At 37.6% G+C, this 14,044-nt stretch carries 7 protein-coding genes; 2 read left to right on the top strand and 5 right to left on the bottom strand.

All coding sequences use genetic code 11. The features are described 5' to 3' along the window. Positions 1-87 precede the first annotated feature (87 nt). Entirely contained in the window at positions 88-735 is a 648-nt protein-coding gene (locus H8S01_RS10190) for a GDSL-type esterase/lipase family protein (RefSeq protein ID WP_186837115.1), read from the bottom strand. A 343-nt stretch (positions 736-1,078) separates the two neighbouring features. After that, positions 1,079-1,954, bottom strand: coding sequence for an NAD(P)/FAD-dependent oxidoreductase (locus H8S01_RS10185; protein ID WP_021865100.1), 876 nt, complete (start codon positions 1,952-1,954; stop codon positions 1,079-1,081). Positions 1,955-2,063: 109 nt separating this feature from the next. On the opposite strand from H8S01_RS10185, the gene H8S01_RS10180 reads away from it, so the two are divergent. After that, the gene (locus H8S01_RS10180) at positions 2,064-2,549 is read left to right on the top strand and encodes a TspO/MBR family protein (RefSeq protein WP_021865099.1); all 486 of its coding nucleotides are present in this window, start codon (positions 2,064-2,066) and stop codon (positions 2,547-2,549) included. Between the two features lie 123 nt (positions 2,550-2,672). Here the strand turns inward: H8S01_RS10180 and H8S01_RS10175 are convergent, their stop codons facing one another. Together H8S01_RS10175 and H8S01_RS10170 are read right to left on the bottom strand one after the other, a co-directional pair. Next, positions 2,673-7,721 (bottom strand): fibronectin type III domain-containing protein, encoded by a 5,049-nt coding sequence (locus H8S01_RS10175; protein WP_186837114.1) that lies wholly within the window; start codon positions 7,719-7,721, stop codon positions 2,673-2,675. Positions 7,722-8,044: 323 nt separating this feature from the next. Then, entirely contained in the window at positions 8,045-12,025 is a 3,981-nt protein-coding gene (locus H8S01_RS10170) for a hypothetical protein (protein ID WP_186837113.1), read from the bottom strand. A 408-nt stretch (positions 12,026-12,433) separates the two neighbouring features. Between H8S01_RS10170 and trhA the strand changes: the two genes are divergently transcribed. After that, positions 12,434-13,123 (top strand): PAQR family membrane homeostasis protein TrhA, encoded by a 690-nt coding sequence (trhA, locus tag H8S01_RS10165; protein ID WP_186837112.1) that lies wholly within the window; start codon positions 12,434-12,436, stop codon positions 13,121-13,123. Here the strand turns inward: trhA and H8S01_RS10160 are convergent. After that, positions 13,113-14,042, bottom strand: a complete 930-nt coding sequence (locus H8S01_RS10160; RefSeq protein ID WP_186837111.1) for an AEC family transporter — start codon at positions 14,040-14,042, stop codon at positions 13,113-13,115. The genes trhA and H8S01_RS10160 overlap by 11 nt on opposite strands. Positions 14,043-14,044 lie beyond the last annotated feature (2 nt).

The following is a 14,044-nucleotide window of genomic DNA, read 5'->3' as shown; positions in this document are numbered from 1 at the left end:
TTACCTTTGATAATTATATATTTAAAAAATATAGAAGTCAATAACAATCTATGCACATTTTATTGACTTCTAATAAAATTATTCTTTTCAGCATGCGGCCTTTATAAATCTTGCCTTTAATATCTCATCAGTTTTTTTGTACACAGCATCCGCAAATATCTTATGTGCCTGTGCGTCAAGATGTTCCTGATCCGTCTCACTGCATGAAACAAAATCCTGTGCCCTAAGAAAATGTATATTATTTTTTAATGCTATTTTTTCATAAACTGCCTCAAGATTTTTTGATACCTGTATAGATTCTTTTGAAAATTCAACATCAAAGCCTTCTTTATACACATTTTCACCAAGATATATCGGAGAAATCAACAAAATATCGCTGTCAGGACTGTACTTTTTTACCTGTTCAAGAAGCGTCTCCACTCCTTTTCCGATTATGCCCGCAGTTGCTCCGTAAACGGTCTTGCAGTCATTAGTTCCAAGCATGATTATAATAAGGTCAAGCGGTGTGTGACTTTCGAGAATTGCAGGAAAACTCTCACTTCCGTTGCGTCCAGCACGGAATACATCGTCAAATATTGTTGTCCTTCCGCACAATCCCTCTTCTATAACATTGACATCTCTTCCAAACTTTTCTGCCAGAATACTGGTCCAGCGTACACCCCACGAAAATCTTCCGCTCTTATCAGGTTTATATCCATATGTATTAGAATCTCCAAAGCACAATATCTGTTTCATAAAACCCTGCCTTTCCACAGCCTGCCGCTGTCTCCCAATAAATTTTGACAATTACGTATGTATAATATATTCCGCTTTCAGCGTTTCAATTCATACTTATTTGGTAGGGTTAGTATAGATTAAATTCTATATATTGTCAATACTGAATTTAAGAATATGGCAATTCTTATAAAAACGATCTGCCTCGTTAATATATGCAACTAACTCAAAATACAGGCAGGCAAAATAATGTACCAGCAGAAAAAAGAACATTATTCGTCAAAAACAGATTTTGTATAAATTTATAAATAATGCTGTCGCATATTGGAAAACTTAATCATTTCTATGCGACAGCATTATCTTTTTATTTTGCAAGATATGCAACAGCTGAAAGAGCCGCAACATTTCCTTCCCCCGCAGCTTTCACATACTGGTATGGTGCTCCTGTTATATCTCCACACGCAAAAAGTCCTTTGATATTAGTTGACATGTCACGCTGTACCAATACCTTGTTTTCTTCTGTTTTAAGTCCCGGAACAAGTGTCTTAGGAGCTACATGTTCCCTCATCACAAATATTCCATCAAATTCATAGCTGCCGCCTGCCTGCGTTTCAAGAATAACTTTCATTCCGTTCTTTTTTATTCCAACAGGTTTTACAGCAGACAATACCTCAATATTTTTGATTCCAGCAAATGTACCCTCAACACCATTTGAATCTTTATACATCTTTATATATGTCACTTTTTCAGCAATCTCAGCAAGAAACTTTGCCTCTGCCTCTTCTTTATCCGAAAATGCAATTACTGCAGCACTTTTCCCACGATAAAATGCAGCATCACATGTCACACAGTAGCTTACTCCCTGTCCGAGATATTCTTCTTCACCCGGATATGCATTTACATTAGAAAGCCCTGCTGCCAAAATCACACTATCTGCCTCATAACTGCCATTTTGCCCCTGTAAAGCAAAATAATTTCCAAGCGAATAAACTGCATTAATTTTATCCTCAGTTATTTCAATCCCCATGCTGTCAATATGTTTTAAAAATGCTTCTTTTAGCTGCTCACCGCTCACAGCCGGAATTCCCGGATAATTATTAATAAGTGACGCTTTTTCTATTTTAGTGCTAAGTTCACGGCTTCCTATAAGAATAATATTTTTATTTCTCACTCTTGCTGTTATCGCCGCTGATATTCCAGCCGGTCCTGTACCTATAATTGCTATATCATATCTATCCATATTATCTCCAATCACCTTTTATAAGAATCTGTTTTTTCATATATTTTTATAATAAAACATAAATTTATAAAGAAATCAATATTTTATTAATCATAACAGGAGGCTCCGTTTGAATCAACAATTAAAACATACCTTAAAAACTTACGGCAGGGAACTGATATATGCCCTTATAATACCACTTGCTGCCGGTGCTTTTTCATCTGTCCTTACTCCCGACAGCTCAGAAATTTTTAACATGCTTAACAAACCACCGCTATCACCTCCCGGCTGGCTTTTTCCTGTTGTATGGACTGTCCTTTATATATTTATGGGGCTTGCTTCTTTTCTTGTATACACATCCGATAAATACACAAAACCCGCACTTACATTATATTGTACCCAGCTTTTCCTTAATTTTATGTGGTCAATTATATTTTTTAATCTGCAAATGTATCTCGCAGCATTTTTCTGGTTATTTTTGATGTGGTTTCTTATAATAATCACAATTGTTCTTTTTTATGAAATCTGTAAACCCGCCGCATATCTTATGATTCCATATCTTGTATGGGTAACATATGCCGGATATCTTAATCTTGCAATATATATGCTAAACTAAAAAAAAATACAAAACCGGTCTTAGCTGTAAGATTATTTCCTACATTACTAAGACCGGCTCTGTTGCTTTTATATTCATTAAAATTAATTATTTAAAAATAGTTTTAATGAACTCTCTAAGCTCTTAATCCTCTTTTTTTGTTCTTGTCATGAGAACATATGCAGCTCCGATAAGAGCAATTCCCATAACTGTTACAAGTGGCATGATTGTTCTCATTGCCATATCACCTGTTGAAGGTGATGAAGGTGTTGTATTTGCATCACCTGTTGTACTTCCTGAGTTGTTACCATTATCAGCTGATGGTGTATCAGGTGTTGATGGTGTGCCTGGTGTTGATGGTGTACCAGGTGTTGATGGTGTGCCTGGTGTCTTATCAGCATCTGTGTAAACAATAGCATATGTTGAGAATTCACTTGTACTGAATGTAATTGTTCCATTCTCTACTGTTATCGGAGTCACTTCTTTTGCTTCTCCATTATGAATTCTTACGATTGCATATGTTCTTTCCTTTGTCGCATCTGTATTAACAAGTGACTCCGGAATTGCTACTGTAAACTGGATAGCATTTTTTGTTTCTTTTACTTCTGTTGATACACCGTCTACTGTCTTTTCAATTGTAATATCGAAGAGCTTGCCGATTGTGCTGCCTTTAATAACTGCTGCAATCTTTTCTTTTACTGCTTCTTCTGTTGTTTCATCAGCGTTTGCAACTTTTACCTTAACAGATATGTCTTTTCCATCTGCTAATGCAGCCTTATCTTCTTCTGTAAGAACCGCATCTGCAACCTTTTCTGTATCTACATCTGTCTTTGGTGCATCTTCAGCCTGGTCAACATCAGGTTTAACTTCACCTTTCTTGAAAGCCTTAATCTCATTTGTTGTGAGACCCTTATTTGTCCAGTTGAAACCAGCCATCTTATCGAATGTTCCCATTGTTGTTTCAGCTTTCCACCATGTATCGCCGGCCTGAATTGTAATTGTGTGAGCCTTTGTCATGTCAAAGCCTTCAGGAAGTTCTGACTTCTTGATTGTGTAAGTTGTTTCTGTTGTTGTCTTAGCACCGTTTACAGGGTTGAAGTATTTCTCTGAACCGTAAGCTGTGCCGTCTACATATACACGGTATCCGCCAACTGCTGTATCATCTGTTGCTGCATCCCATGTAATCTCAAGGTCACCGTCTTTTGTTTCCTTCGCTGTAACCTTAGCATCACTGCCCCATACAGGTGCTTTGTAATCATAGTTTTCTAATGTCTTAACTGTTGCTTCAGGATACTTGTATTCAACGCCTGCATCTGTAAATGCTACAACCTGAATCTTGTTATCAATACCAGGTGTAAGACGTCCAACCTGATTGCTCATCTTATCTACTGAAGCGTAGTTCTTAATCTGGTAGTTGTAAAGTGTCTTAACAAGATTTCCGTTAGCATAAATCTTATAACCACGAACTCTTGCATCGTCCTTTGAAATTCCTGTCCATGTACCCTGTGCACATGTGTAAATTGCACTTGCAAGTGATACACTTGTTCCTTCAGGAGCTGTAATAGCTGCTGTATCCTTTGTTCCTTCTGTTGTAAATTCTGTTTCACCGATAAGTGTCTTGTTGTTTTCTGCCTTTAAGCTGTTAGCAGAATCACCTTTTTCACTTACATATACCTTAAATGTATATTTAACACCTGATGAAAGTCTGTTAATTATTGTATTTGTATCTGTGATACCGTCAACCATGTCTACCTTAACACCGTCAACATATGTATCAACTCCGTAGAATACGTCTGTATCATTATTTACTGCTGTCCATGAAAGCTCAACTGACTTTGCTTCTGCTGTCTGTGAAGGAGTTGATGGAGCTTCTGTTGCTGTGCTTTCTTTAAGAAGTGAATCTGCTTCTGCAACAGGTGCATCAAAGTAAATTCCATAAACCATTGGCCTAGAGCCCTGGCAGTAGTAGTAATATGTCTTACCAGCCTTTAAGTTAAATGTCATAACGTCTGCTACCATTGTATCTGTAGCTCTATTAGTAACATTTGCTCCGTCAGGTGATTCAAGGAAATGCCATACCTTGCTTGTTGCTCTGCTATGTAATGTAACTGAGCAGTCAACCTTAGGGCTGAATACAAATGTAGCTGTTCCATTACCAGGAATAGCTCCGTCTGCATTTGCTGCTGTTGAAGCCTGAACAAACTGTTTATATGTAACACCTGCTATTGTTACAGGTTCTTCTGGTGTATCAAGCTCTGCAAGTACATGAGCTGTTGCATCTTCAAGTGACTTAACTGTACCATATTTACCACTTGTATTATATTCTGTTCCTGCTGTCATTCCATTAGAAATGTCTACTGATTCTCTTGCTAATGCTGTTGATGACTTTACACCTGTTAAATCTCTTACATTAGCTACATAATTTGCTGTGCTTCCTGTAGATGTAAATACTAAGAAAATCTTATGTGTCTTAGATGTATCAACACCTTCAGGTAATGTAACAGGCATTTCGATATTAACATATCCATCAGCCTTTGCATTTGTAAGTGTTGCAGAAGCAATCTCTGTACCAGTCTTAGAATCAAGACGTACTGAAACTTTCTGTGTACCATTATCTGTCTGTCTTGCAATTGGAACTATAAGTTTTTCAAGACCTGCAACATCGCAGTCAGGGAATGCAAAGCCCTGTTCATATCCTGGAGCTGGTGTTTTACCCTTATTGTGCTCATTGTCATAAATGAATCCAATGTTGTGAATTGTATTCTTTGTCTCAACCTTTGGAAGTGATGTTTCTACTTTCTTTGCTTCTATTGCATCATTGAAGAAATCTAAGCATTTATCAACGCTTACTGTCCACTTTTCACCTGTTGTCTCATCACCCTTTGATGGTTCATCAGGAGTCTCTGTCTCAGCCTTATAATCCTTTGCTGTTACTGTTTTATCTGTTACTGTGATTCCGCTCATTGCTGCTTTCATCTTTTCTGTGCAGGCATTGAGTGAATCCCATGTTGTTCCCTGGAATACAAGGTTGTTACAATACTGAATATTGTTCCATGCCTTATTTGTATTCTTTGATACTGACTTACTGTTGTATGACTTTGTAACTACGTTATAGAATACTGAGTTATCACATCCGATAAGTGTCTCCCAGCCATTCTTGTTCTTATATGAACCATTATAACCTACATTACCAAATGTAATATCCTGGAAGTACATATTATGATGTGAATGTAAAGGCTTGCTTGTATCGCCTACAGGGTCAACATCTGCAAGTACCTGGATTGTATTCTGGTTAGCACCATATACCGAAACATTGTATGATGCAAAGTTGTAGAACTCACCAATCTCTGCATGCTCTGTTGAAGATGCTGAGTTAGGGTCACCATAGCTTGTTGTAAATACCCAGCCCTGATTTGTATCAGCTACTGCACAGTCACGCATTGTGATGTTAGCACCGAAACCGCCGTTTGTAGGAGCTGACTTGAAACGGAATGCCATATCAATGTGGTTCATTACAGTATCTTCAAAGAGAACGTCCTGAATACCGTTACCTGTGTGGCTTCCTGCTGCAAGTCCGCCGTGACCTTCACGAAGGAAGTTATCAAACATCCAGACTTCTGAGTTTGTCTGAATCTCTGAATCTCTTGCACCCATACCAACCGAAGCACCGAAACCTAAGTTATCATCACCTGTATCTGTGAAGTTACCCCAGCAGATTACGTTCTGTGAACATCCGTATCCAAGACCATCACCATTGTTACCGTCATATGAGAATACTTTTACGTTTGTTGTCGCAATATTTCTTGAATCAAGAATATTTACTGAATGGTTTGATGGATTCTCAATTGTGATATCACCAACATATACATTTTCACAGTTTCTCATAATGAGAAGGCTTGAACGTGTTGCATAAGCAAATTTCAAATCGTCTTTGGAAATTCCTTTAGCTGCTTCTGTAGCTTCTGCTGATGTTGTAGCTGTGCGTAATGATTCAATCTTTGCATCATCATATTTACCTGTGTTTTTAAGGTACTTATAAGCTGAATCCTTAGACTGGATTCCCTGATAGAATACATTAACATTACCGCCACCCATGTATCTTGGGAGTCCCCATGTCTCTGTATCTGTAGGGTCACCTGCCTGTGTATTCTTACCCTTGTTAGATGTAAGACCATCACCATACATTGTTGAACCTGCACCATACTTCCAGCCATTACCATAAAGAGTACCTGTACCTGTTACTCTTACATTCTTAATAGGATTTGACTCGTCTGATGTCATAGCATTTACAAGTCCCCATCCTCTTGTATCTGTGTAGAAAGGATACATAAGGAAGCCGATTTCAAAATGGTCACTGTTTGGTGATGCCCAAAGTGTACCATTTACTTCGAGTGTCATATCGCTCTTAAGCCATACAGCACCACTTACGAATACCTTTCCGTCTGTATTTTCAGGAATTACAACCTTTCCGCCTTCAGGACATGCATCAATTGCTGCCTGAATAGCTTTTGTATTCTTCTCGATGATTGCATTCTTTTCATCATCGTAAGATGTATATCCCTCTGTCTCTACGGCACCGAAATCCTTAATATTAAGGACCTCTGCCTTGGCAGTTGTTTTCTGTTTAATTTCCTGTGGAGTTCCAAGTTCCTTGCCGTCTTTATCAATGGCAACTACCTTGAATGTATATTCTGTGTCAGGCTGAAGACCTGTGGCTCTGTAAGCATGGATATCTACATTTACCATGTCTACATCGCTCTTACCTTGTGTTGTATAGTAATCATAAAATGATTCCATGTACTTTGCAGCCCATGCTGCGTTTACTTTGTAATTTTCTCTTGCTGTACCTGCAAGTTTTCCGTTAATGTAAACATTATAATCTGCTACATTGTCATATTTCTCAGGCTTCTGCCAAACAAGTCCGATGCTTGATTCGTCATATGCAAGTGTTGGCACCTGCAAATCTGTGATGTCGTTAGAACCTTTTGTCTTATCAAATAAAGGACTTTCCAGTTCCTTTGTTCCAAACGAATCACTTGAAATTACGTCAAATACGTTTTTATTAACGTATTTGTCATGTCCGTCTGTAGTAGGCAGACCAGCGGCTCCGGTGGTAATACCTGCAAAGTTTACCGAACCGACGGCCATCAGTGCAGCAAGACCAAGAGCTGCTGCTTTTCTGAATCTCCTCATAAATCCTCCTATCCGCACATTGCTGTGCTAAAAACAACTTTTACATAAGTGCTTTATTTAAGTAAGTTAAAAATATAACATTTAGGTCTTTTTGTCAATATAATTTATTTTTTTCTTATCTTTTTGTGCATTATGTATATTTTTTTACATATTTTTCGTTTGAAAGCACTGTTTTTTTGTTATTTCATCTAACAAATATATTACACATTATTTACAAAAGAAGTCCGCCGCCGACAGCCTGAATTAACCGGCTGCCAGCGGCGGTGGGAGATAGAGTTATTTATATAATTGTTTAACTTATACGCTTTCCCAAAGATTATATATTAATCTTCTTTCTTTGTTCTTGCCATGAGAACATATGCTGCACCAAGAAGTGCAATACCCATAACTGCTGTGAGTGGCATTATTGTTCTCATTGTCATATCACCTGTATTTGGTGATGATGGTGTTGATGTTGTTGTTCCTGCACCATTTCCTGTATTATTTCCATTGTCTGCTGATGGTGTATCAGGTGTTGATGGTGTACCAGGTGTTGATGGTGTGCCTGGTGTTGATGGTGTGCCTGGTGTCTTATCAGCATCTGTGTAAACAATAGCATATGTTGAGAATTCACTTGTACTGAATGTAATTGTTCCATTCTCTACTGTTATCGGAGTCACTTCTTTTGCTTCTCCATTATGAATTCTTACGATTGCATATGTTCTTTCCTTTGTCGCATCTGTATTAACAAGTGACTCCGGAATTGCTACTGTAAACTGGATAGCATTTTTTGTTTCTTTTACTTCTGTTGATACACCGTCTACTGTCTTTTCAATTGTAATATCGAAGAGCTTGCCGATTGTGCTGCCTTTAATAACTGCTGCAATCTTTTCTTTTACTGCTTCTTCTGTTGTTTCATCAGCGTTTGCAACTTTTACCTTAACAGAAATATCTTTTCCATCTGCTAATGCAGCCTTATCTTCTTCTGTAAGAACTGCATCTGCAACCTTTTCTTTATCTACATCTGTCTTTGGTGCATCTTCAGCCTGGTCAACATCAGGTTTAACTTCACCTTTCTTGAAGGCCTCAATCTCATTTGTTGTGAGACCCTTATTTGTCCAGTTGAAACCAGCCATCTTATCGAATGTTCCCATTGTTGTTTCAGCTTTCCACCATGTATCACCGGCCTGAATTGTAATTGTGTGAGCCTTTGTCATGTCAAAGCCTTCTGGAAGATCTGATTTCTTGATTGTGTAAGTTGTTTCTGTTGTTGTCTTAGCACCGTTTACAGGGTTGAAGTATTTCTCTGAACCGTAAGCTGTGCCGTCTACATATACACGGTATCCGCCAACCTTTGTATCATCTGTTGCTGCATCCCATGTAATCTCAAGGTCGCCATCTTTTGTTGCCTTAGCTGTAACCTTAGCATCATTTCCCCATACTGGAGCTTTGTAATCATAATTCTTTAATGTTTCAACTGATGTTGTCATCTCATATTCAACACCAGAATCTGTAAATGCTACAATCTTAATAGCATTTTCAACGCCTGGTGTAAGACGTCCAATCTGTTCTTTAACAGTTGTTGTTGCAGCGTCTTTATAAGACTTTATCTCATAGTTATATACTGTTGTCTTTAATTCGCCATTAGCATAAATCTTATAACCACGTACTCTTGAATCTGTTAAAGCTATATTGCTCCATGTGCCCTGTGCATGTGTATAATATGCACTTCCGGCAGTTATCGCTGCTGCTGCACCCTCAGGAGCTGTAATAGGTGTTGTATCTTTTTCACCTGTTGTTGTAACTTTTGCTTCACCTACATATGTCTTATTATTACCTGATTTTTTAAGCTTACTCTGTGTATCGCCTTCTTCGCTCACATATACTTTAAATGTATATTCAACACCCGGTGATAATCTATCAATAGTTGCTGTTGTTGCTGAGATACCATCTTTGATATCTACCTTTGTATCTCCGATATATGTATCTACACCATAGAATACCTTTGTGTCATTTTCTACTGCATTCCATGTAATATCTGCTGACTTTCCGTCTGCTGCACTTACTGCTGTCACTGCATTATTCTTAACAGCCACAGGTGACATTAATGCTTTCATCTGTTCTGTGCGGGCATTAAGTGAATCCAATGTTGTCCCCTGGAATACTATATTCTTGCAATACTGAAGATTGTTCCATGCTTTATTTGTCTTCTTTGATACTGACTTACTGTTGTATGACTTTGTATATACATTATAAAATACTGCATTTTCACAACCAATTAATGTCTCCCAGCCATTCATATTCTTAAATCCACCATTACCGCCGACATTTCCAAATGTGATATCCTGGAAGTATAAATTATGGTGTGTATGCCATGGTTTCTGTGGATTTGCAACCGGGTCAACATCTGCAAGTACCTGGATTGTATTCTGGTTAGCACCATATACTGAAACATTGTATGATGCAAAGTTATAGAACTCACCAATCTCTGCATACTCTGTTGAAGATGCTGAGTTAGGGTCAGAATAACTTGTTGTAAGTACCCAGCCCTGATTTGTATCAGCTACTGCACAGTCACGCATTGTAATATTGGCACCAAAACCACCATTTGTAGGTGCTGACTTAAATCTGAATGCCATATCAATATGATTCATTACTGTATCTTCAAAGAGAACGTCCTGAATACCATTACCTGTGTGGCTTCCTGCTGCAAGTCCGCCGTGACCTTCACGAAGGAAGTTGTTAAACATCCAGATTTCTGAGTTTGTCTGAATTCCACAGTCTCTTGCTGCCTCACCTACAGAAGCACCGAAACCTAAGTTATCGTCACCTGTATCTGTGAAGTTACCCCAGCAGACAACATTCTGTGAGCATCCGAATCCAAGACCATCACCATTGTTGCCATCAAATGAAAATACTTTTACATTTGTTGTAGCAATATTTCTTGAATCAAGAATATTTACTGAGTGGTTTGATGGATTCTCAATTGTGATATCACCAACATATACATTTTCACAGTTTCTCATAATGAGAAGGCTTGAACGTGTTGCATATGCATTCTTTAAATCTGTATCAGAAATACCTGTTGCATTTTTATCAAGTGCTGCAATCTGTTCATCTGAATATTTACGTGTTCCATCTTCGTTAAATACATTTGCAAGATATTTTCTTGCTGAATCAGCAGCCTGAACGCCATAATCAAATACCTTCTTATTATTACCACCTACATATCTTGGTGTACCCCATGTCTTTGTGTCTGCAGGGTCGCCTGCCTGTGTACTCTCACCCTTGTTAGATGTATAGCCGTCTCCTTTTATTGTATCTTTAATGCCATACTTCCAGCCATTACCATAAAGAGTACCTGTACCTGTTACTCTTACATTTGTAATAGGATTTGACTCGTCTGCTGTCATTGCATTTACAAGTCCCCATCCTCTTGTATCTGTATAGAACGGATACATAAGGAAGCCGATTTCAAAATGGTCGCTGTTTGGTGATGCCCAGAGTGTACCATTTACTTCAAGTGTCATATTGCTCTTGAGCCAGAGAGCACCACTTACGAATACCTTTCCGTCTGTATTTTCAGGGATTACAACTTTGCCGCCTTCAGGACATGCATCAATTGCTGCCTGTATAGCCTTTGTATTCTTTACAATTTTTTCATTTATTTCATCATTATAAGTTACATAACCTTCTGATTCCTCAGCACCAAAATCCTTAATATTAAGAACTTCTGCTTTGGCAGTTGTTTTCTGTTTAATTTCCTTGGCAGTTCCAAGTTCATTGCCATCTTTATCGATTGCAACAACCTTGAATGTATATTCTGTATCAGCTTCAAGACCTGTAGCTCTGTAAGCATGGATATCTACATTTACCATGTCTATATCACTTTTGCCCTGAGCTGTATAATAATCATAGAAAGAATCCATATACTGTGAAGCCCATGCTGCATTTACCTTATAATTTTCTCTTGCTGTACCTGCAAGTTTTCCGTTAATGTAAACATTATAATCTGCTACATTATCATATTTCTCAGGCTTCTGCCATACAAGACCAATACTTGACTCGTCATATGCAAGTGTTGGTACCTGTAAATCTGTAATATCACTAGAACCTTTTGTCTTATCAAACAAAGGACTCTCAAGTTCCTTTGTACCAAATGTGTCGCTTGAAATTACATCAAATACGTTCTTATTTACGTACTTGTCATGTCCGTCTGTTGTTGGCAGACCAGCGGCTCCTGTCGTAACTCCAGCAAAATTCACTGAGCCGACCGCCATCAGTGCAGCAAGACCAAGTGCCGCTGCTTTTCTGAATCTCCTCATAAATCCTCCTATCCGCACATTGCTGTGCAAAAACAACTTTTACATAAGTGTTTTATCTAAGTAAGTTAAAAATATAACATTTAGGGCATTTTGTCAATATAATTTATTTTTTTCATATCTTTTTGTGCGTTGTATATATTTTTTACATACTTTTCGTTTGAAAACACTGTTTTTTTGTTATTTTATCTAACAAATATATTACGCATTATTTACAAAAGAAAAACTGTCTCTGATATCCGCAATATAACCCGGATACCAAAGACAGAAAAAATTAAAATATGCCTGTTTTGTTTATTTAATTTTTTATAATAATGTATTGATTTTTTATACTTCTTGATGTATTATCATTACACCAACACGTAGTTTTAATTACCACTTGTCGTCGTTTTAATGAAAGGAATGATTTTTATGACTAATTTTACAAGTAACAGTAATCACTTTAAGATAAAAGATCCCGGCAGTGCAATTACACATTTTATAGGAATGCTTATGGCTGTATTTGCAGCAACGCCTCTTATAATACGTGCCTTGTCCGCACCTGACACTGTGCATGTTATTTCTCTTACTATATTTATAGTAAGCATGATTCTTTTATACGCGGCAAGCACAACATACCACACATTCGACCTTTCTCCAAAGGTCAATATGATTTTAAAAAAGCTTGACCATTGCATGATATTTGTGCTTATTGCCGGTTCCTACACACCAGTATGTTTAATTGTACTTCATGGACACATCGGACTTGTTCTTCTTGCTCTTGTATGGGGAATTGCCACTCTTGGAATCATTTTCAAGCTCTGCTGGGTAACATGTCCAAAATGGGTTTCTTCAGTATTGTATATTCTCATGGGCTGGATTTGCGTTCTTGCATTTACACAGATTATTAATGCACTTCCAAAAGCCGCATTCAATTGGCTTCTTGCCGGTGGAATTATATATACAATCGGCGGTGTCATTTACGCACTGAAGCTTCCTATATTTAATGCACAGCATAAATATTTTGGGTCACATGAAATCTTTCACTTATTTGTTATGGCAGGAAGCATATGCCATTTTATTATGATGTTTAAATATGTAGCGATAATGCCTATTTTATAATATTTGTTAATATAAGTGCATATAATGGCAATGTTATTATAGAAAGAAGTGTCGTAAATACAACCGAACCTGATGCAAGATTCTCATCATGTCCGAATTCTATTGAAAACATTGTTGTTATAGCTGCACAAGGACATGCCTCAAGCATAAGTGCAACCATTGCTGTTGTACCGTTACCACCGATAAGATACATTACAAGAAGGCATGCTGCCGGAATAAGAAAAAGCCTTATTCCTATAACTTCAAACAGACGCTTGTTTTTTAAAAGAACAGCCATACTGCTGCCCGCAATAGTTACACCTGTAATAATCATTGAACCCGGTGTATTTATTGCGGCAATCATTGAAAGCGGAGTGCCTATAATATCCGGCACATGCACATTTAATCCATATAAAATAAGTCCTATAAACACAGCAATTATACACGGTGCTGTAAGTATACTCTTTGCAATCTCCTTTACATTTACTTTTTTCGTGACAAACGAATATCCAACCGTCCACAACAAAATATTGTATACAGTAACATATACGCTTGCATAAAGTATTCCCTCCGCACCGAAAAGTGCCTGAATAAGTGGAAATCCCATATATGCCGCATTGGAAAATCCACATGCAAACCGCATAATTCCTCTGTCTTTATTTTTCTTTGAAAACAAAACTGCATAAGTAATTACAAGACCTGTTCCGACCATAAGTATACTATATATAAGCATTCTGACAAGATTTCCTGTCATTGATGAATCATGTTCTACAAGATACGAATTAACAATCATTGCAGGTACCACAAGATATAAAAGCAGATCAGACAATGCTTTTTTACCTTCTTCCTTGATTACTCCTGTTTTAAAACATATGAAACCAGCAAGTATCATAAGAAACATCTCAAGCACCTGCTTTACTGCTATAATTGCTAAATCCATAA

Origin of the sequence: Lachnospira hominis (ex Liu et al. 2021) (assembly GCF_014287955.1) — a bacterium.
GTDB classification, from domain to species: domain Bacteria; phylum Bacillota; class Clostridia; order Lachnospirales; family Lachnospiraceae; genus Lachnospira; species Lachnospira hominis.
The sequence above is the reverse complement of the archived record's forward strand: the minus strand, read 5'-3'. Positions and strand labels throughout refer to the sequence as shown.

Coding starts and splice junctions, on each gene's coding strand:
- H8S01_RS10160 (WP_186837111.1), bottom strand. CDS start 14,042: ATGGATTTAGCAATTATAGCAGTAAAGCAGGTGCTTGAGATGTTTCTT.
- H8S01_RS10175 (WP_186837114.1), bottom strand. CDS start 7,721: ATGAGGAGATTCAGAAAAGCAGCAGCTCTTGGTCTTGCTGCACTGATG.
- H8S01_RS10170 (WP_186837113.1), bottom strand. CDS start 12,025: ATGAGGAGATTCAGAAAAGCAGCGGCACTTGGTCTTGCTGCACTGATG.
- trhA (WP_186837112.1), top strand. CDS start 12,434: ATGACTAATTTTACAAGTAACAGTAATCACTTTAAGATAAAAGATCCC.
- H8S01_RS10190 (WP_186837115.1), bottom strand. CDS start 735: ATGAAACAGATATTGTGCTTTGGAGATTCTAATACATATGGATATAAA.
- H8S01_RS10185 (WP_021865100.1), bottom strand. CDS start 1,954: ATGGATAGATATGATATAGCAATTATAGGTACAGGACCGGCTGGAATA.